General features: G+C 65.6%; 21 protein-coding genes. 6 read left to right on the forward strand and 15 right to left on the reverse strand.

The annotated features are described in order from the left end of the window. The first annotated feature begins 2 nt into the window (after positions 1-2). Entirely contained in the window at positions 3-248 is a 246-nt protein-coding gene (locus tag SDENCHOL_RS02020) for a hypothetical protein (protein ID WP_154715814.1), read from the forward strand. Further along, positions 229-753, forward strand: a complete 525-nt coding sequence (locus SDENCHOL_RS02025; protein WP_154715815.1) for a hypothetical protein — start codon at positions 229-231, stop codon at positions 751-753. Before SDENCHOL_RS02020 ends, SDENCHOL_RS02025 begins: the two co-directional genes overlap by 20 nt. 30 nt (positions 754-783) lie before the next feature. Here the strand turns inward: SDENCHOL_RS02025 and SDENCHOL_RS02030 are convergent, their stop codons facing one another. The 11 genes from SDENCHOL_RS02030 to SDENCHOL_RS02080 all read right to left on the reverse strand — a co-directional run bounded on the left by SDENCHOL_RS02030 (position 784) and on the right by SDENCHOL_RS02080 (position 10330). Beyond that, positions 784-1251 carry a putative toxin-antitoxin system toxin component, PIN family gene (locus tag SDENCHOL_RS02030; protein WP_154715816.1) on the reverse strand — a complete coding sequence of 156 codons (468 nt, stop codon included), beginning with the start codon at positions 1249-1251 and terminating at the stop codon, positions 784-786. 31 nt (positions 1252-1282) lie between these two features. Next, on the reverse strand, positions 1283-3109 hold the full coding sequence (locus SDENCHOL_RS02035) for a PHA/PHB synthase family protein (RefSeq protein ID WP_154715817.1): 1827 nt from the start codon (positions 3107-3109) through the stop codon (positions 1283-1285). A gap of 63 nt (positions 3110-3172) precedes the next feature. Continuing rightward, positions 3173-4180, reverse strand: coding sequence for an MBL fold metallo-hydrolase (locus tag SDENCHOL_RS02040; RefSeq protein WP_197706813.1), 1008 nt, complete (start codon positions 4178-4180; stop codon positions 3173-3175). Positions 4181-4309: 129 nt separating this feature from the next. Continuing rightward, positions 4310-5764 (reverse strand): ribonuclease G, encoded by a 1455-nt coding sequence (rng, locus tag SDENCHOL_RS02045; protein ID WP_154715819.1) that lies wholly within the window; start codon positions 5762-5764, stop codon positions 4310-4312. A 74-nt stretch (positions 5765-5838) separates the two neighbouring features. Next, entirely contained in the window at positions 5839-6462 is a 624-nt protein-coding gene (locus SDENCHOL_RS02050) for a Maf family protein (protein WP_154715820.1), read from the reverse strand. 81 nt (positions 6463-6543) lie between these two features. Beyond that, a complete protein-coding gene (rlmH, locus tag SDENCHOL_RS02055) occupies positions 6544-7014 on the reverse strand; it encodes a 23S rRNA (pseudouridine(1915)-N(3))-methyltransferase RlmH (protein WP_154715821.1) in 471 nt (156 codons plus the stop codon). Positions 7015-7029: 15 nt separating this feature from the next. After that, positions 7030-7428, reverse strand: coding sequence for a ribosome silencing factor (rsfS, locus tag SDENCHOL_RS02060; RefSeq protein WP_154715822.1), 399 nt, complete (start codon positions 7426-7428; stop codon positions 7030-7032). A gap of 36 nt (positions 7429-7464) precedes the next feature. Continuing rightward, positions 7465-8127, reverse strand: a complete 663-nt coding sequence (gene nadD / locus SDENCHOL_RS02065; RefSeq protein ID WP_154715823.1) for a nicotinate-nucleotide adenylyltransferase — start codon at positions 8125-8127, stop codon at positions 7465-7467. Next, the gene (locus SDENCHOL_RS02070; protein ID WP_154715824.1) at positions 8120-8989 is read right to left on the reverse strand and encodes a BPSS1780 family membrane protein; all 870 of its coding nucleotides are present in this window, start codon (positions 8987-8989) and stop codon (positions 8120-8122) included. Before SDENCHOL_RS02070 ends, nadD begins: the two co-directional genes overlap by 8 nt. Positions 8990-9130: 141 nt before the next feature. Then, a complete protein-coding gene (locus tag SDENCHOL_RS02075; RefSeq protein ID WP_154715825.1) occupies positions 9131-9475 on the reverse strand; it encodes a DUF2782 domain-containing protein in 345 nt (114 codons plus the stop codon). 84 nt (positions 9476-9559) lie between these two features. Next, a complete protein-coding gene (locus SDENCHOL_RS02080; protein WP_154715826.1) occupies positions 9560-10330 on the reverse strand; it encodes a TIGR00730 family Rossman fold protein in 771 nt (256 codons plus the stop codon). 143 nt (positions 10331-10473) lie between these two features. Between SDENCHOL_RS02080 and polA the strand changes: the two genes are divergently transcribed. Next, positions 10474-13287, forward strand: coding sequence for a DNA polymerase I (polA, locus tag SDENCHOL_RS02085; protein ID WP_154715827.1), 2814 nt, complete (start codon positions 10474-10476; stop codon positions 13285-13287). Between the two features lie 7 nt (positions 13288-13294). Here polA and nhaA read toward each other — a convergent pair whose 3' ends face one another. From nhaA to SDENCHOL_RS02105, 4 genes are all read right to left on the reverse strand, one after another. Further along, on the reverse strand, positions 13295-14668 hold the full coding sequence (nhaA, locus tag SDENCHOL_RS02090) for a Na+/H+ antiporter NhaA (protein WP_154715828.1): 1374 nt from the start codon (positions 14666-14668) through the stop codon (positions 13295-13297). Positions 14669-14767: 99 nt separating this feature from the next. Continuing rightward, complete coding sequence (gene ispE, locus SDENCHOL_RS02095; RefSeq protein WP_154715829.1) at positions 14768-15646, reverse strand: 4-(cytidine 5'-diphospho)-2-C-methyl-D-erythritol kinase; 879 nt, start codon at positions 15644-15646, stop codon at positions 14768-14770. After that, a complete protein-coding gene (gene lolB / locus SDENCHOL_RS02100; RefSeq protein ID WP_154715830.1) occupies positions 15643-16284 on the reverse strand; it encodes a lipoprotein insertase outer membrane protein LolB in 642 nt (213 codons plus the stop codon). Before lolB ends, ispE begins: the two co-directional genes overlap by 4 nt. A 3-nt stretch (positions 16285-16287) precedes the next feature. Continuing rightward, positions 16288-18150, reverse strand: coding sequence for a tetratricopeptide repeat protein (locus SDENCHOL_RS02105; RefSeq protein WP_172954969.1), 1863 nt, complete (start codon positions 18148-18150; stop codon positions 16288-16290). 218 nt (positions 18151-18368) lie between these two features. On the opposite strand from SDENCHOL_RS02105, the gene SDENCHOL_RS02110 reads away from it, so the two are divergent. Genes SDENCHOL_RS02110 through SDENCHOL_RS02120 form a run of 3 tightly spaced genes read left to right on the forward strand, consistent with a single transcriptional unit; the run spans position 18369 to position 19504 of the window. Then, on the forward strand, positions 18369-18680 hold the full coding sequence (locus SDENCHOL_RS02110; RefSeq protein ID WP_154715832.1) for a DUF883 family protein: 312 nt from the start codon (positions 18369-18371) through the stop codon (positions 18678-18680). Between the two features lie 22 nt (positions 18681-18702). Next, positions 18703-19140 carry a phage holin family protein gene (locus tag SDENCHOL_RS02115; protein WP_154715833.1) on the forward strand — a complete coding sequence of 146 codons (438 nt, stop codon included), beginning with the start codon at positions 18703-18705 and terminating at the stop codon, positions 19138-19140. Beyond that, positions 19130-19504, forward strand: coding sequence for a YqjK-like family protein (locus SDENCHOL_RS02120; RefSeq protein ID WP_172954970.1), 375 nt, complete (start codon positions 19130-19132; stop codon positions 19502-19504). The genes SDENCHOL_RS02115 and SDENCHOL_RS02120 overlap by 11 nt, the downstream gene beginning before the upstream one ends. Position 19505: the final 1 nt, after the last annotated feature.

Raw genomic sequence — 19505 nt, forward strand, 5'->3', positions numbered from 1 at the left:
TCATGAAGACAATCGGTCGACGCAAGGAGCGCCCCATCGGACGGTTTGCATCGGGCGCCCTCCTGGCTGAAGGCGCTCGATTCAATGAGGAAATACATCGTTTGCCCACAGGCGGCACGACTTTCGTTCCCAAAGGCATTTATCGCTTCAAGACACTTGAAGAGGCCGATCAGCATCGGCTTGATTGCCTTGCCAGGGGAATGGCAAGAGTAGCGCTGGAGCGAGCCAATGGATGCAATGAACAATGAAAATGAATATTGCCGCCCGGCCTCCCTGGAGGACCTGAAGGCACTGATTGCGTCGTTGAATCGACAACATGTCGATTACCTGCTCATCGGGGGATATGCCCTGTTTGTGCATGGTTACCATCGGGCCACAATGGATATTGACGTACTGGTTCCGGCAACGCTGGAATCGGGTGCCAGAGTCAAGGCGGCATTGATGATTTTGCCTGACCAGGCGGCAAAGGATCTGGAGCCGGCATGGTTTACGGAAGGTGAAAATATCCGGGTTGCCGATAGCTTTCTGGTCGATGTCATGCTGAATGCCTGCGGTGAAACCTACGACACACTCGAACAGTATGCGGTGACCGTAGATCTGGATGGCATTCCTGTTCGTACGCTCAACCTTGAAGGGCTGCTACGTACCAAGCAAACCATGCGTGACAAGGATGTGGCCGACAGGCATGTTCTGGAGCGCGCATTGAGACTGCGCCGGGAACAGGCGGAACAACCTGGGCAATCCGGGGAATAGTCTCGCCAAGAGCGCTTCCGCGCTGCGCTGTCATGTGACGCCGAATTCCGCCAGCAAGTGCTCGGGGGTGAGGATGCGGAAGCGGCCGGCCAGCAGGCGGTGGCGCGCCAGTTTGAGGAGCGCCTTGTCGCTGGTGACCAGCGCGGCGGCCTGGCTGTCGCGGGCGAGTTCGAGAAACTTCTGGTCGTCGCGGTCGCTGCATTTCGGCAGGCGCAGGGGTTCTTCCGCGTCGGTTGCCGACACGGTGGATGCCGCGGATGCCGACGTTTGCAGCCGGTTGCGGTAATCGGCCAGGATGCTTTGCTGCGCGTCCGGCGTCAGCGCGAATTCCGGGTAAGCCAGCACGCGCTCGAACTCGGCCAGGCAGTCGGTACGGCTCAGGGGCAGCAGCGTGCCGGCGTCGATCAGCGCCCGCAAAGGTGCCAGCCGGCTGCCGCCGGGACTGCGGTCGAAGACCCACAGCGACAGCAGGACGTTGGTGTCGAGGACGAGGCGCAGGAGCGGAAGTCCAGGAGCCGGGGATCGGGAATCAGGCGGCTTCGGTCTTGCCCGCCGTGTCGAGGCGGAACTTGACGTAGGCGCCGGGGGCGTCCTCGATGACCTTGAGTTTGCCCTTGGCCGGGTTGCGCGCGGGCACTTTCTCGTCGTTCAACGCGGTCACCCAGGCCTGCCAGTCGTTCCACCACGAACCCGGCTGCTGCTCGGTGATGTCGAACCATTCCTCGGGCGTTTCCGGCAGTTTTTTGGCATCGCTGGTCCAATAGCAATACTTGTTGGCGGCGGGCGGATTGACGATGCCGGCGATGTGGCCGGAGCCGCCGAGGACGAAGCGCACCGGGCCGGCCATGCGTCGCGCGCCCAGGTAGACGCTCTTCCACGGCGCGATGTGGTCCTCGATGGTGGAGATGAAATAGCTCGGCGTCCTGATCTGGTTGACGTCGATCGGCACGCCCGCCAGGGTGATGCCGCCCGGTTCCTTGAGCAGGTTTTTCATGTACATGTTGCGCAGGTAGTAGCTGTGCATCCTGTACGGCATGCGCGTGGAGTCGGAGTTCCAGTAGAGCAGGTCGAAGGGGAAGGGCTGCTTGCCGAGCAGGTAGTTATTCACCACGAAGGACCAGATCAGGTCGTTGGCGCGCAGCATGTTGAAGGTGGTGGCCATCTCGGCGCCTTCGAGATAGCCGCGTTCCTCCATTTTCTTTTCCAGGCTGGAAACCTGCTGCTCGTCGATGAATACGCCCAGTTCGCCGGGCATGGAGAAATCGATCAGGGCGACGAAATAGGTCGCCGAGGCGATGCGTTTGTCCTTGATGGTGTCGAGATAGCCGATGGTCGAGGCCAGCAGGGTGCCGCCCAGGCAATAGCCGACGAGATTCACTTCTTTTTCGCCGGTCTGGCGGCAGACGGCTTCGAGCGCGGTGAGCGCGCCTTCGGTGAGATAGTCGTCGAAGGCTTTCTGCGCCAGCCGCTCGTCCGGATTCACCCAGGAGATGACGAAGATCGTGTGGCCCTGCTCCAGCGCCCACTTGATGAAGGAGTTCGACGGGCGCAGGTCGAGGATGTAGTACTTGTTGATCCACGGCGGGATGATCAGCAGCGGGCGCTTGTAGACTTCCTTGGTGGCCGGCTCGAACTGGATCAGTTGCATCAGTTCGTTCTGGAAAATCACCTTGCCTGGCGTGGTACCGACGTTGCGGCCGACTTCAAAGGCTTCCGGATCGGTCATCTTGACGCGCAACTGGCCATCGCCGGCCTCGATGTCGCGCAGCAGGTTGTTGAAGCCGTTGAGCAGGTTCTGGCCGTGGCTCTTGACGGTTTCGCGCAGCACTTCCGGATTGGTGACGGCGAAGTTGGTCGGCGCGAGGGCGTCGATGAACTGGCGGGTGAAGAAATTCACCTTCTTCTGCGAGTTTTCCGGCAGACCTTCGACGCAGCACACCGTGTCATGGATGTGGCGGGCGGTGATCAGGTAGGACTGCTTCATGAAATCGAAGAGGAAATTGTTTTCCCATTCCTCGTCGTTGAAGCGCTTGTCGCCCTTTTCCGGCGTGACGACCGGCTGGGTGTCCATGCCGGCGAAGCGCAGCATCGAATGCTGCCACAGCGAGAGGTAGTCGCGCACCAGGTTCATCTGCGCCTGGGCGAGTCTGTAGGGATTGGCCAGCAGGTTGGCCATCATGTCCATGAAGGCCTGGGCGATGCCCAGCTCGTCGGCCGGCGAAGCCACGCCTTTCTTGACCTGGCGCTGGATGTGGTCGGTCAGCAGCTTGGAGGCGCGCTGGGCGATTTCGCCATAGATCTTGGCGACTTCCTTGGGATCGGGCAGTTCGGGCTTGGGGGCTTCGGTCTTGCTCATGTCGGTCGGAACTCCGGTGTGGGGATGGTGAGGCGTGGGAAGGCGTGAGAAGGCGCTGCCGTTTCAGGCGGCGCGATAACGCAGCACCCGGCCATCATCCTCGGGCAGCAGGCGCTGCCGGCGGGTGAGGTAATTGATATGGGCGATCGTCTCGCCCATGGCGAACTGCAGTTGATGCGGATCCGAGATGTCGCGGTCGAACAGCGCCGGCAGCAGTTCGGCGGCGGATTTCGGCGCCGGCGTGGCGGCGGCCTTCAGCAACACCTCGCAACGCTGCGCGTGATGCCGTTGCAGTTGCGCGATGCGTTCGTGCAGGCCGCGAAAGGGTTTGCCGTGCGAAGGCAGCACCAGCGTGTCCGGTGGCAGCGGCAGGAAGCGTTCGAGCGAAACCAGATATTCCTGCAGGGCATCGTTTTCCGGCGCGGCGGCGCCGACATGGACATTGGTGGTGATGCGCGGCAGCAGCATGTCGCCGGAAATCAGCACGCGCGATTCGTCGCAGTACAGCGCCGCATGTTCCGGCGAATGGCCACTGCCGGTGATGATGCGCCAGTGGCGGCCGCCGATGAGGATGTCGTCGCCGTCGTGCAGGCGAATGAAGCTGGGCGGCATTTCCGGCACGCCGCGCAGGAAGGCATGGCCGCGCGATTCCAGTGCGGCCAGGCGCGCTTCGTCGAGGCCGTGGCGGGCGTAGAAGGCCACCATGGCCTGATAGCCGAAACCGTCGATCCCCGCGCGCAGCAGGTGGGCGATGGCGAATTCGCCCTGGGTGATCCACAGCCGCGCGCCGCTTTGTTGTTCCAGCCAGGCGGCCAGGCCCAGGTGATCGGGATGGCAATGGGTGACGAACTGGCGCGTCAGGCGGTATTCGCCGAGCAACTGCGTCCAGGTGTCCTTGATGGCATCCAGCGCGATGCCGGTATCCACGGCGGCCCAGCCGTCATCGTCGGCCAGCAGCCAGAGATTGACGTGATCCAGCGCAAACGGCAGCGGCATGCGCAGCCAGCGCACGCCGGCGGCCACTTCAAACGCGGTGCCGGCGGCAGGAAGCTGATCGTAGGGATAGTGCATGCGCATGCAATTGACGGAGCAACGGGCGGGCGAAGGCGCCATTTTACCCGACGCACCAGATTATTGTGCTGTGCACAAAAAAGGTGGCAGGGGAGGCGGTTGCCTGGCGGCGCGGTTACAGCAATACGGTTACATCAGCACGATGTCGTACTGCTCCTGGGTGTAGCCGCTTTCGGCCTTCAGCGAGACGGGTTTGCCGATGAAGTCGGAGAGCATCGCCAGCGCCTGGGATTCTTCGTCGAGGAACAGGTCGACGACCACCGGGGCGGCCAGCACGCGGTATTCGTCGGCGGCGAACTGGCGCGCTTCGCGCAGCAGTTCGCGGAGGATTTCGTAGCAGACGGTGCGCGCGGTCTTCACTTCGCCGCGTCCGCTGCAGGTCGGGCAGGGTTCGCAGAGCACGTGGGCGAGCGATTCGCGGGTGCGTTTGCGGGTCATTTCGACCAGGCCCAGGTTGGTGAAGTCGTTGACCGTGACGCGGGTGCGGTCCAGCGTCAGTTCCTTGTTGAGTTCGGTCAGCACGGCGGCTTTGTGCTGTTCGTTCTCCATGTCGATGAAGTCGGCGATGATGATGCCGCCGAGGTTGCGCAGGCGCAGTTGGCGGGCGATGGCTTGCGCCGCTTCGAGATTGGTCTTGAAGATGGTGTCGTCGAAGTTGCGCGAGCCGACGTAGCCGCCGGTATTCACGTCGATGGTGGTCATCGCCTCGGTCTGGTCGAAGATCAGGTAGCCGCCGCTTTTCAGGTCGACGCGCCGCGCCAGCGCCTTCTGGATTTCATCCTCGACGCCATGCAGGTCGAACAGCGGCCGGGTGCCGATGTAGTGTTCGAGCAGGCTGGCGACCTGGGGCATGTATTCCTGCGAAAAGGCCGAGAGTTTCTGGAAGTTTTCGCGCGAGTCGATGACTACCCGGGCGGTTTCGGCAGTCACCAGATCGCGCAGCACGCGCTGTTCCAGGCGCAGGTCGTGGTGCAGCATTTCCGGCACCCGGGCGTTTTGCGAGCGGTGGAGGATTTCGGTCCACAGGCGGCGCAGGTAATGAATGTCGGCGCGCAGCTCGTCATCGCTGGCGCTGACCGCCATGGTGCGGGCGATGAAGCCGCCGCCGTTTTCTTCCGGCGCCAGGCTCTGGATGCGCGCGCGCAACTGCTCGCGTTCGGCTTCGTCCTCGATGCGCTGCGAGATGCCGATGTGCTTGTCCTGGGCGAGAAACACCAGCAGCCGCCCGGCGATCGACATCTGGGTGGTCAGGCGCGCGCCCTTGGTGCCGATCGGATCCTTCAGCACCTGCACCATCAGGTTCTGTCCTTCACCGAGTATCTTTTCGATGGGCTGCGGCGCAGCGCCGCTGCTGCGGTCGACCCAGATGTCGGCCACGTGCAGGAAAGCGGTGCGCTCCAGGCCGATGTCGACGAAGGCCGACTGCATGCCCGGCAGCACGCGCACGACGCGGCCCAGGTAGATGTTGCCGACGATGCCGAAGCTGGCGCTGCGCTCGATGTGCAGTTCCTGAACCACGCCTTGCTGCATCAGGGCGACGCGGGTTTCCTGCGGGGTGAAGTTGATGAGAAATTCTTCGCTCATGGGATTCGGCTCGATGATGGAATGGGTGGAATGGATGGAATGGAAAATGTTCGCCGCTCCCGGCGCGCCCGCGCCTAGAGCGGATGACCGCAACGGCGCAGCAGCAGCGCGGTTTCGCACAGCGGCAGGCCGACGATGCCGCTGTGCGAGCCGTGGATTTCGGCGACGAACATGCCGGCATGACCCTGAATGGCATAGGCGCCGGCCTTGTCCAGCGGTTCGCCGGAATGGGCATAGCGGCGGATTTCTTCGCCGGCGAGGTCGCGGAAGCGCACCGTGCTGACGTTCAACACGTGCTCGATGCGCTCATGGTCGGTCGTGGCCACGGCCACGGCGGTCAGCACCCGGTGCGTGCGGCCGGACAGGCGCTGGAGGATGTCGATCGCTTCGATTGCATCGCGCGGCTTGCCGATGATTTCGCCGTCGAGATCCAGCGTCGTGTCGGCGGACAGCAACAGCCGCGCCGGCTGACGGCGCTTGCCGACGAGATGGCGGCCGTGCAGCGCCTTGGCGCGGGCGACGCGGATCACGTAGTCCGTCGGCGTTTCGCCGGGCAGCACGGCTTCGTCGACCTCCGGGTCTTCGCGCGGCGGCGCGCGAAACGCCAGCAGCTCGAAGCGCACGCCGATCTGGCGCAGCAATTCGCGCCGGCGCGGGCTGCGTGAAGCAAGATAAACGAGCGGTTCGACCGAGGTCATGGACGGCTGACCGGGAAATGCGGGATGCCCCGGATTATCTCATCGTCTGCGCGGAACAGGCTCTGGCCCTGACCCTAGCCCCTAACCTCTGTGATACGGATGTCCCTTGAGCAGGCTGCTGGCGCGGTAGAGGGCTTCGGCGAGCAGCACGCGCACCAGCGGGTGCGGCAGGGTGAGGCTGGAGAGGCGCAGCGTTTCGTCGGCTTCCTGCTTGATGTTCTCGGCCAGTCCGTCCGGGCCGCCGATGAGGATGGCCACGTCCTCGCCGCCGGCCAGCCATGCTTCCAGGCGCCGGGTGAGTCCTTGAGTGGTCAGGTCGGCGCCGCGTTCGTCGAGGATCACCTTGCGGCAGCGCGTGGGCAGCGCGGCGCGCAGGCGGGCGGCTTCGGCGGCCATCAGTGCCGCGACGGGCTTACCGCCGCTGCGCGGCTCGGGCTTGATTTCCAGCAGCGCCAGCGGCATTTCGCGCGGCATGCGGCGGGCGAAGTCATCATAGGCGGCCTGCACCCAGGCGGGCATGCGCGTGCCCACGGCGAGGATGTGGAGCTTCACCGCGCCGCCAGGGTATCAGTCGTCGTCGGCGGTGTCGGCATCGCCGGCCTCGGCTTCGGTGCTTGCCGCGGCCTTGCCGCGCTTGGGCCGGGTCCGGGTCTGCCAGAGTTCTTCCAGGTTGTAATGCTGGCGCACGGCCGGCTGCATGACATGGACGACGACGTTGTCCAGATCGACCAGCACCCATTCGCCGACTTCCTCGCCTTCCATGCCGATGACTTCGCCGCCGGCTTCCTTGACCTTGTCATGGACGTTGCGCGCCAGCGCCTTGACCTGACGGGTCGAGTCGGCGCTGGCGATGATGATGCGGTCGAACAACGGGCTAAGCTTGCGGGTGTTGATGACTTCGATGTCGCGCCCCTTGATGTCTTCGAGCGCGCCGACGACGATTTTCTGTAGTTTGCGTATATCCATTGAGCGTATCTGTGTGTGGTGGCTGATGACTGATGGTCAGGTTGAATACAGGTGCTGGCGGAAAATATAGTCGAGCACCGGATCGGGGAGCAAATAACGGGCGCTGCGGCCCTCGGCCAGGCTGGCGCGCAGCAGCGTGGCCGAGATGTCCAGCGCGGTGATGGTAAACGGCAGGATGCCGCCGGCCGGACGACCGCCGATTTCGTTGGCATGGTTGCAGCGTCGGGCGGCGAATTCCGCCGCCAGCGCGTCGGGCAGCTTGTCCATGGTCAGCGTGCTGCCGGGCCGCGTCGCCACGGCGATGTGGGCCAGGTCGAACAGCTCGCGCCAGCGGTGCCAATCGGCCAGGCCGAGAAAGGCATCGCTGCCCAGCAGCAGCACCAGCGCTTGCCGGGCGCCGAGTTCGCCGCGCAAACGGGTCAGCGTATCCACGCTGTAGCTTGGCGCGCGGCTGAACGCCTCGCCGGCATCCAGCGCAAAGGCCGGATTGCCGGCAATCGCCAGTTTCACCATGTCCAGCCGCTGCGCCGGCGTGCCGCGCGGCGTGTCGCGATGCGGCGGCTGGCCAGCGGGAATCCAGCGCACCTCGGCCAGTCCAAGTTGCTCGCGGGCCTGCTCGGCCAGGCGCAGATGGCCGTAGTGCACCGGATCGAAGGTGCCGCCGAGGATGCCGATCGGACCGGTCGAGGCTTCAGGCATCGGTGGAAATTCTCGTGCCGCCGCTGCCATTGTCGGCGGGCGCGGCGGGCGCCGTATCGGCCGTGGCAAAGATGTCGCGATAACTGCAGTAGGTGCCGGTGGCCAGTATCGGCGCGCCGACCAGCAGCACCAGCAATTGCAGCACGCTGGAGACGAGGCTGCCGAGTGTTGCGGAAACCAGGCTGAACAGGCTCATCAGCAATGCCGGCAGCAGCACGGCGAGCAGCGCGGCACTCACGGCATAGACGAGGAAGGCGCGCCAGTTGCGCCAGACGGCGACGAGGCTGAAGAAGGCCGATTTGAGCGGTGTTGCGCCGTGCCAGGCGGTCAGCAGCGGCGCGAACCAGAAGGTGGGGAGCACGATCAGGCCGATCACGCCCAGATGCAGGAACAGCTTGCCGAGTTCGCCGGCATCCAGGGCGATGGCTGCGCGTCCGGCTCGATCTGCCGTTTCGGTGGCTTCGGCGGCCTCGCGGACGGTGGCCAGCATGGCCGGGTCGATGCCGGGCAGCAGGCGGTCGGCGAGGACGACCACCAGCATCATGCAGAACGCCTGCAGCAGGCCCAGACGCAGCAACTGGCCGCCGCGTTCGCGCAGATTGCGCGTCAGCATCTGCGGTGCCAGTTGCCGCTGGCCATGGCGTTCGATGGCGACGCAGGCATTGGCGATCAGGGTGATGAACAGCGGCGAGGCGAGGATCAGCAACAGTGGGCCGAACGGCTGCAACTGGCTGCAGAGCAGCGCCAGGATCAGGTTGGCGAAGGTCAGCATGCTCAGCAGCGGCGCATTGCGCCGGTAGAGCAGGAAGCCGGCGGCAAGCCAGAAGGCGCCGCGCAGTGCGGGAAGGGTACGGACCTGCATACGGCAGTCGGGCGCAGAAAAGTCGGCGCGCTCGTTCTGGCTGCGCTTCAGTTGCGGCTCGATCGGCAACTGAAGCGGGCAGCGCAGCAGTTCAGCGTGCCATGGTTCAAAAGGAAAGACGGGGAAAGGCGGCTCAAGGGTTCAAAAGGTGCCGATCACCCACATCGGCACGCGCAGGCCGTGACCGCCGTCGGGGCTTTCCTGGCGCGTCATGCTGCCATCGCCGTGCTCGTCGATCAGGTAATAGCTGCGGCCGTGGGGCGGAGTGACCTTGAGCATGTAGAGCTTGCCATTGACGCGGTATTCCTCGACCTGGTCCTCGCCGCGCTTGGTGATGGTGACCTGCGGTTCGAGCGCCGGGTCGATATCGACGACGCCCGGCGGCGGGGGCGGCGGTTCCGGCAAGGGTTCCAGATCGGTCGGCAGTTGCTGCGCGGCGACCGGCAGCGCCAGCAGCGTGGCGAATAGCAGAAATGTGTGGCGCATGGGGTGATGGTCCTTGGCTGGGAATGGGATGCCCGAGTCGCTTGAGTTGGCTGAGCCGCCGGGATGGGCAGATTGTATCAAAGCTCAAAGATTGAGCAGCAGCTCGTGTTCCTCGGGCAGACGCTCGAAGCCGCGCCGCTCGTAGTACTTGAAGATCGCCGCGACCACTTCGGCGGGTTCGTCGATGACCTGGATCAGGTCCATGTCTTCCGGGCTGATCATGCCCTCGCTCACCAGGTGCGCGCGGAACCAGTCGAGCAGCCCGGCCCAGAATTTGCTGCCGACGAGGATCAGCGGCATGCGCGGCGTCTTGTTGGTCTGGATCAGCGTCAGGGCCTCGAGCAGTTCGTCCAGCGTGCCGAAGCCGCCCGGCGCCACCACGTAGGCCGCGGCATAGCGCACGAACATGTATTTGCGGGCGAAGAAGTGGCGGAAGGTCTGCGAAATGTCCTGATAGGGGTTCGCCGTCTGTTCCATCGGCAACTGGATGTTCAGTCCCACGCTGGGGCTGGAGCCGGCATAGGCGCCCTTGTTGGCCGCTTCCATGATGCCGGGGCCGCCACCGGAAATCACGCTGAAGCCGGCATCGGAAAGCTGGCGGGCGATGCGTTCGGTCAGCGCGTAGTATTCGGAACCCGGCGGCGTGCGCGCGCTGCCGAAGATGCTGACCGCCGGCCGGATGGCCGCCAGGCGGTCGGTGGCCTCGACGAATTCTGACATAATGCCGAACACCCGCCAGGCCTCGCGCGAAGCATAGGGCGCGGCGGCGGATGAGGCGGACGGTTTGGCGGGGATCCAGCTTTTACCGGCACGTGTCGGCGGAAACGGTTTCGGCGTCTTGCTCCAGGCGCTCATGGCAAAACCCTTGCGATCGCATTGCGGGGCGGCAGCGACAGGTGGCTGCGGTTCGTCAGACTCGTCAAATTTGCCGGGCTTGCCAGGCGTTCATTGCTTGCAATCAATTCGGCTCTCAATTCTCACTCCCCTTGCTCTGCGCCATGCCCACGTTATTGCTCGTCGATGGTTCATCATATCTGTATCGTGCATTTCATGCCATGCCCGACCTGCGCAACAAGGCCGGCGAGCCGACCGGCGCGATCTATGGGGTGATCAGCATGCTACGCCGGCTGCTGGCCGACTACAAGGCAGAGCAGCCGCAGGCCGGGGCCTCCGCCGTCTATCGCGCCGTGGTCTTCGATGCCAAGGGCAAGACCTTCCGCGACGACTGGTATCCGCAATACAAGGCGCATCGCCCGCCGATGCCCGACGATCTGGCGCAGCAGATCGAGCCTCTCCATGCCTGCATCCGCGCCGCCGGTTGGCCGCTGCTGATGGTCGACGGCGTCGAGGCCGACGACGTCATCGGCACGCTGGCCGCGCGCGCCACGGCCGCCGGTGTGGATTGCGTGATTTCCACCGGCGACAAGGATCTGGCGCAACTGGTGAATCCGCACGTCACGCTGGTGAATACCATGAGCAATGAAGTGCTCGACGTGGCCGGCGTGGAACGGAAATTCGGCGTGCCGCCCGAACGCATCGTCGATTACCTGGCGCTGACGGGCGATGCCGTCGATGGCGTGCCGGGCGTTGCCAAGGTCGGCCCGAAGACCGCCGTGAAATGGCTGACGCAGTACGGCACGCTCGACAACCTCATTGTCCATGCCGGCGAGATCGGCGGCGTGGTGGGCGAGAACCTGCGCCAGACGCTGGATTTTCTGCCGCTGGGGCGCAAGCTGCTGACCGTCGTTTGCGATCTGCCGCTGCCGCAGGAGGTCAGCGAGCTTACGGCGCAACCCGAGGACCAAGCGCAACTGATCGAACTCTACACGCGGCTGGAGTTCAAGAGCTGGCTGCGCGAACTCGGCGGCGGCAACGACGGCAGCGGCAGCCAGAGCGGCGCGATTGCCGATGATATCGTCGCTGCGCCGGCCGCGCGCGCGCCGAAGCGTGATGGAAATATGGGGGATGCGGGGCATGCAGCCACCGTCTTTGCCGATCGCAGCCGCTATGAAATCCTGCTCACCTGGCCGGATTTCGAGCGCTGGCTGGAGAAGCTCGAACGGGCGGGTCTGACCGCGCTCGATACCGAGACGACGGCGCTCGATCCCTTTGCCGCGCGGCTGGTCGGTTTGTCCTTTGCCGTTGCCGAGCCGGATGGCATCGCTGCCGCCTATCTGCCGCTGGCGCACGACTATGCCGGTGCGCCGGAGCAACTGCCCTGCGCCGAAGCGCTCGCCCGGCTGCGGCCTTGGCTGGAAGCGGCGGCGCGGCCCAAGCTCGGTCAGCACCTCAAGTACGATCGCCATGTCCTGGCCAATCACGGCATCGCGTTGCGCGGCATCCACGACGACACCTTGCTGGCTTCCTATGTGCTGGAAAGCGATCGCCCGCATGATCTGGGCGCGCTGGCGATGCGTCATCTGGGTCTGGCGACGCTGTCCTATGACGACATCACCGGCAAGGGCGCGGCGCGGATTCCCTTCAATCAAGTCGCGCTCGAACAGGCGGCGATCTACGCGGCGGAAGATGCCGACATCACCTTGCGCGTGCATCAGGTCTTCGTGTCGCAGTTCGCCGCCGAGGAAAAACTGGCGCAGCTCTACCGCGAGCTCGAACTGCCGGTGGCGGACGTGCTGTATCGCATGGAGCGCCACGGCGTGCTCATCGACGTTTTCGCCATGGCGCGGCACAGCGAGGAGCTGGGCCGGAGCCTGCTCGATCTGGAGCGCCAGGCCTTCGAGCTGGCCGGCCAGCCGTTCAATCTGAATTCGCCGAAACAGATCCAGGACATCCTGTTTGGACAGCAGGGCCTGCCGGTGCTGAAGAAAACGCCCGCCGGCGTGCCGAGTACCAACGAGGAAGTGTTGAGCGAGCTGGCGCTGGACTATCCGCTGCCCAGGCTGATTCTCGAATACCGCAGCCTGGCCAAGCTCAAGGGCACGTACACCGACAAGCTGCCGCGCATGGTGAATCCGGCGACCGGCCGCGTGCATACGCATTTCTCCCAGGCCACCGCGGTCACCGGCCGGCTGGCCAGTTCCGAGCCCAATCTGCAGAACATTCCGGCGCGCAGCCATGAGGGCCGGCGCATCCGCAGCGCCTTCATCGCGCCGTCCGGCTGCAGTCTGGTGTCGGCCGACTATTCGCAGGTCGAGCTGCGCATCATGGCGCACCTGTCGAGCGATGCGCGTCTGCTCGAAGCCTTTCACCGGGGTGAAGACGTGCATCGCGCCACGGCGGCGGAAATCTTCGGCATCACGCCGCTGGAAGTCGGGCCGGATCAACGGCGTGCCGCCAAAGTCATCAACTTCGGTCTGATCTACGGCATGTCGGCCTTCGGCCTGGCGCGCCAGCTGGGCATCGAACGCGGCGCGGCGGCGGCTTACATGGAGCGCTATTTCGCTCGCTATCCCGGCGTCGCCCGCTACATGGAAGAGACGCGGCAATACGCGCGCGAACACGGCTACGTCGAAACCGTGTTCGGCCGCCGCCTGTGGCTTTCCGACATCCGCGCCTCCCACGCCGGCCGTCGCCAGGCCGCCGAACGCGCCGCCATCAACGCGCCGATGCAGGGCACGGCGGCCGACCTCATCAAGCGTGCCATGCTCGCCGTGCAGGGCTGGCTGGATGCGCAAAATCTGGCCAGCCGGCTGATCCTGCAAGTCCATGACGAACTGGTGCTGGAAGTGCCGGATGCCGAACTGGCGCGGGTGCGTGCCGAGCTGCCGGGCCTGATGAACGGCGTGGCCAGCCTCAAGGTGCCGCTGGTGGTGGATCTCAGCGTGGGGCCGAACTGGGGCGCGAAGTCGTAAACATGGTTCAGCCACGCAGCCGGCGCGCGTAGATCGCGCCCCAGCCCAGCCCTAGCAGCGCCGCCACGAGCGAGCCGAGCAGCACGCCGAGTTTGGCGGCGTCCATCAATTGAGCGTCGGCGAAGGCCAGCATGGAGACGAAGATGGCCATGGTGAAGCCGATGCCGGCGAGCAGGCCGATCAGCAGGATGCCGTCCCAGCCGACGCCCGGCGGCAGCCGGCACCAGCCCAGGCGCACGGCCAGCCAACTGACGAGCAGCACGCCCAGGGGCTTGCCGAGGATCAGGGCCAGCATCACGCCGCTCATCACCCAGCGCGGATCGTCGAGCGCCAGGTCCAGTTCGCCGAGGCTGACGCCGGCATTGGCGAAGGCGAACAGCGGCATGATGCCGAACGCCACCCAGGGGTGGAGCGCCATTTGCACGCGGCTGACCGGCGGCAGCATTTCGCGCTGGGCCAGGCGCAGTTGCTTGAGCGGCTGCGCCAGTTGCCCGGCGTCGCCGATGTGCTTGTCGCTGGTCAGCGTCTGGCCGATGCGCCAGACGGTGTCGGCGGGATGTTCGCGCAGACGGATGGCATGCACCGGCGTCAGCAGGCCGAGCGCCACGCCGGCCAGGCTGGGGTGCGCGCCGGTGAGCAGCAGGCCCAGCCAGACCACGGCGCTGGGCGCGACGTAAGCCCAGGCGTTGCCGATGCCCATGCGGTGCAGGGCGAGTATCCACAGGATGCCCGCGGCGGCAACGAGAAAGCCGCTGTAATCGAGGCCGCCGGAATAGAACAGGGCGATGATCATTACGGCGATGATGTCGTCGGTGATCGCCAGGGTCAGCAGAAAGATGCGGACAGGACTGGGGATGCTGCGCCCGAGCAGGGCCAGCACGCCGACGGCGAAGGCGATGTCGGTGGCCGTCGGCACGGCCCAGCCGTGGCTGCGGCCCGCCTCGTGGTTGAAGAGCAGGTAGATCAGGGCGGGCATCAGCACCCCGCCGAAGGCGGCGGCAATCGGTAGCGCCGCCTCGCGCAGTTGACTCAGCGCGCCTTCATGGATTTCGCGGCGGATTTCCATGCCGACGACCAGGAAGAAGAACGTCATCAGTCCATCGTTCACCCAGAAGTGCAGCGAGCGGGAAAACTCCCATTCGCCCAGCGTCAGCGCCAGCGGCATCTGCCACAGCGCGTGATAACCGGCGGCCTGCGGCGAGTTCGCCCAGAGCAGGGCGATGGCGGCGGCGATCAGCAGGACGATGCCGCTGACGGCTTCGATGTGGAGGAAGTGCTCGAAAGTGAGCAGGGCACGCTCGGTGAGGCGCTGGGCCGGCGGCAGTTCGGCGCAGACGGGATGTCGCGGCGTGTGTTGGGTATGCTGGTTATCGGGGCTCATGAGGGTGGTCAGGAGTAGACGGGAACAGGCTGCGCGGCGGCCCGACCAGCGCAAGAACCTGTCATCCGCAACAAGCTGGATGACACCCAGCGGCGGATTTTAACAGTCTTGGCCCTGCTCTCGCCTCGCCGCATCGGCCAGCGCGTCGAGGGCCGGATTGCGCTCCAGGCCACGGGCGACGAAACCCTGCATGCCAACGGGCAGGGCGGCGTGCGCCTGGCGGGCCGAGGCTGCGGTGCCGAATTCGGCAAACACGCAAGCGCCCGAGCCGCTCATGCGGGCCGGCCCGAACTGGCGCAGCCAGGCGAGATATTCGGCGATGACGGGATACAGTCGACAGGCGACGGGCTGCAGATCGTTGCCGCCCATGCCGGGGCGCCAGTCGGCTGCGGCGATGCGCGGCGTGTCGCGGCGTAGGTCGGCGGCCTGAAAAATCTCCGCCGTCGCGACGCCGATCGGCGGCACCAGCACCAGATACCAGGCGGGCGGCAGGCTGACGGGACTGAATTGCTCGCCCACGCCTTCGGCAAAGGCGGCCTGTCCATGGATGAAGATCGGCACGTCCGCGCCCAGCCCGAGTCCCAGCGCCTGCAGTTGCGCCGAGTCGAGCCCGGCTTGCCACAGGTGGTTCAAGGCCAGCAGCACCGTGGCGGCATCGGCGCTGCCGCCGCCCAGGCCGCCGCCCATCGGCAGGCGTTTTTCGAGATGGATGTCCACGCCCTGGCGGATGCCGGCGTGCTGCTGCAGCAGACGCGCGGCGCGCACGCTCAGATCCTGTTCGGCCGGCACGCCGGGCAGCGGCGTGGCCGGCACGATGCGGCCGTCGGTGCGCGGGCTGAAGTGCAGCGTGTCGCCATGATCGAGAAAGCGAAAAACGGTCTGCAATAGATGCAGACCGTCGGCCCGCCGACCGACGACGTGGAGGAACAGGTTGAGCTTGGCCGGCGCCGGCCAGTCGCGTTGCCAGTCGCGGCTCATGAGGCGTTGCCTGCCGCCGTCGCCGTGACCGCCGCCGCATCGAGTTGCCAGGCGTCGATTTTCAGCCTGACCTCGGTTTCGCCATGGCGCAGTTCGAGCAGGGTCGGCAGCGCCTGGGCGGACGGGCTTTCATAGTCGAGATAGTCGATGCGCCAGCCATCGGCCTGCTGCCATTGCAGGCGTCCGGCGGCGTCGAATGCGCCGTTTTGCAGCGGCACGGCGGCCGGCTGGGCGAGTATCCAGCGCGGCAATGCCGACAGCGGCAGCGCGACGCCCAATAGTTGCTCTGCCAGGGTTTCCCAGTCGGCGGCGTCGAACTGGCGCTGATCGGCCAGTTGCAGGCGCGCGCCATCGGCCGTGCGGCTGAGGCGCGCCACGCCTTGGCCCAGCGGGCCGCTGAGCAGCAGTTCGTCGGCTTCCGGCCGGTGTTGCCAGTAGACATTGACGGCATGGCGCTGCGCTGCATGACGCACGGCAAGCCGCCCCTCGATGCTGAAGGCGGTAATGTCGGCGCGTGCCGGCCGCTCGATGGTCGGCGCGGCATCGAAATCCGTCAGCGTTGCGCAGGCGGACAGCAATCCGGCAGCACAGCAGGCGCAGGCCAGAATGCGTGCTATGGCGGACAGGCGCTGCGCCATGGTTTATTCGGCGACGGGTGCGGGTGGTGCGTTTTGCTCGCCCTGTGGCTGTGGCCCGAGGAATTTCTGCATGGTGTCCTTGAGCAGTTGATTGTCGGGGTTGCTCTTGGCCGACTCCTGCCAGGTTTTCGCCGCTTCTTCCTGCATGCCGCTGATCCACAGCACCTCGCCGAGGTGCGCGGCAATTTCGGCGTCGGGACGCACGTCATAGGCCTTGCGCAGGACTTCCAGGGCGGCCGCTTTCTCGCCGCTCCGGTAGAGCAGCCAGCCTTTGCTGTCGAGGATGAAGGCGTCCTCGGGTGCCAGCGCCAGCCCCTGGTCGATGAGCTGGCGCGCTTCATCCAGACGCAGTCCCTGATCGGCCAGCGAATAGCCGAGCGCGTTGTAGGCGTGGGCATCGTCGGGTTTGAGACGGATCAGCCGGCGCAGGTGGCGCTCCATGATGTCGTAGTGCTTGAGCTTTTCGGCCAGCAGCGCGGTTTCGTAGAGCAGCGTGGGCTGGTCGGGTTCGGCGGCGAGGCGCTGGCTGAGCAGCGCGTAGGCCGCATCGATCTGGCCGTTGCTGGCAAGCAGTTGAGCTTCGGCGATCAGCAGTTGCACGCGTTCCTGCGGGTTGCTTTCGGCGGCCTGGCGCAGCAGCGCGCGTCCGTCCTCCAGGCGCCCTTGTTTCACCAGCAGCGCGGTGGCGCGGCCGAGCGCGGGCAGATATTGCTCGCCCGGCGTGACCTTGGTGTACCAGTCGAGCGCTTCGGTCACCTGCTGGTTTTCCTCGGCGATCTGGCCGAGGTAGTAGCGCAGCAGGTTGATGTTGATGCCGGGTTTTTCATTGCTGAGTTCGAGCAGGCGCTTGAGGTGTTTTTCGGCAGTCGGCAGGTCGTTGAGCTGCATGGACAGCAGCGCCACGGGATACAGCACTTCGGGATTGTCGCGATTCATCTTCAGCAGGGTGCCGAATTCGCGCCGCGCGGCTTCGTAGTGCTTGTCGCCGATCAGGATGCGGGCATAGGCGAGGCGGACTTCGCTGGAGTCCGGGTGGGTGGCGAGAAAATCCTGCAGCGTTTGTCCGGCTTGTTTGCTGCTGATGCGTCGCTGCACCTGCGCCTTGAACAGCACGGCCGGTTCCCAGTCCGGGCGCAGGGCGATGGCGCGGTCGATGGCGGCCAGCGCCCGCGCGTCGTCCTTGGCATCGAGACTGGCCTGGGCGCGGATCAGTTGCGCCTCGGCCAGCGTCGCGTAGCCTGCCGTGAGCTGCTCGATCATGCGCAGGGCGGCGATCTTGTCGGGATAGTGGGCGAGCAGGCGATAGACCTGGTTGAGCCGCGCAAGGCCGCCTGCTTCCACTGCCGTTGCCACGCTGAGCGGCGTTTCGTCGTCGTCGGCAGCGTCGGCGCCGGCCGCAGGCGGCATCTCGATGGTCAGCAATTTGGCCAGATGCGGTAGCGCCGCTTCGGGCTGGCGGGCATTCAACAGCAGGCCGGCAATGGCCTGGCGCGCTTCGGCCGATTCCGGTGCGGTCGCCACCCAGATCTGCGCCGATTCGAGGGCCAGCTCGGTCTGGCGGACATACAGCGCGACTTCGGTGGCGCGCCGGGCGATGCGCGGATCGCGCGTGGCCTTGGCGAGGTCGGCATACAGGTGCGTTGCCAGCGGAATGCTGCCGCGATTGCCGGCAATTTCGGCAAGCAGGATCTGGTACAGCAGTTCCGGCGTCAGTTGCGTGACGGCAGGTTCGGTTTTGACCGCGGCGACTTCCGTTTCCGCTTCCGCGCGCCGTTCGGGCGTGCCGCCATCGCCGGGCATGGCCGGCGCCGCCAGCACGGCCAGCGGCAAACCCAGCCAGGCAAGAAAACCCGCCCTGCAGGACATGCGTGACGGAAAACGGCGAGGCGGGTGCAGGTTCGGGTTCATGGAATGGCGCGGATGCTGCGGCAGGCTCGAATAGAATGAGGTGAGGAATGTTAGCAGGTTCGCGCGATCGCGATCATACCGGCAGCGTATCGGGCATTGATCGGTTGCCTGCCGGCGCGAATGCGACTAGTCTTTCACGGCTGAGCCATTTACTTTCAACTGCCAAGGAGTTTGTCATGGTCGAAACACCGGATGTCACCAAGGAAAAACTGATTGCCGATTTCAAGCTCGTCGTCGCCGATGCCGAGGAGTTGCTGCGCGCCACGGCCGGCCAGGCCGGCGAGCGGGTGGCGGAGCTCCGCAGCCGTGCCCAGGAGAACCTGGCCATTGCCAAGGCCAAGCTGGCCGATGCCGAAGAGGCGGTGATTGCCCGCGCCAAGCAGGCTGGCCGCGCGGCCGACGACTATGTGCACGATCATCCGTGGAGCGCGGTCGGCATCGGTGCCGGCGTGGGCTTTCTGATCGGCCTGCTGATCGGCCGCCGCTGAGCCGTTTGCGGCGCACCCCGCAATGAGCACACCACCCGACGGCGGACTGTTTGCCGCGCTGCGCGGCCTGCTGGCCGATACGCTGGCATTGCTGCGCACGCGCGGCGAATTGCTCGTCGTCGAGATCGAAGAGGAAAAATTACGCGTCTCGCGCATATTGCTGTTCGGCGCGATGGCATTTTTCTTCCTGAGTTTCGGTCTGGTGCTGCTGACCGTGTTTCTCACGGTGCTGTTCTGGGATACGCATCGGCTGCTGGTGATCGGCATCTGCACGACCCTGTTCCTGGCCAGCGGCGCCGGCGCGTTGCTGGCCTTGCGCAATCAGTTGCGCACCGGGCCGCGGCTGTTTGCCGCCAGCTTGCGCGAGCTGGCGCAGGATGCCGAGGCGTTGCAGGGTAGGCAGGATACGCAGGCCATGGCCAGCGGACGCGGCCAGGCCTGCCGGACGCATGGACACTGAACGGCGCATCGCGCTGGCGCTGAGGAAACAGCGCCTGTTGCTGCGCAGCGCCGAACTGCGCGGACGCATCGGCGCTCAGGCGCAACCCTTGCTGCCGCTGTTTGCAGCGGCGGATCGTTTGCGTGCCGGCTGGTCCTGGCTCAGACGCCATCCGGCCGTGCCGGTTGCCGCGTTCGTCGCGCTGCTGGTGGCGCGGCCGTACGGCGTGTTGCGCTGGCTGCGCCGTGGCTGGCTGCTCTGGCAGATGAGCGCCCGCCTGCGTGCCGGTGCGGCATCGGTCGCGACAGGTACATCGGGCGCATCAGTCGCCTCGACCGGCGGTATCCTGCGGCAGTTGGGCAGGTTGCGGCGCTGGCTGAACTAAC

The sequence above is a fragment of the Sterolibacterium denitrificans genome (assembly GCF_900174485.1).
In the GTDB taxonomy this organism is placed as follows: domain Bacteria; phylum Pseudomonadota; class Gammaproteobacteria; order Burkholderiales; family Rhodocyclaceae; genus Sterolibacterium; species Sterolibacterium denitrificans.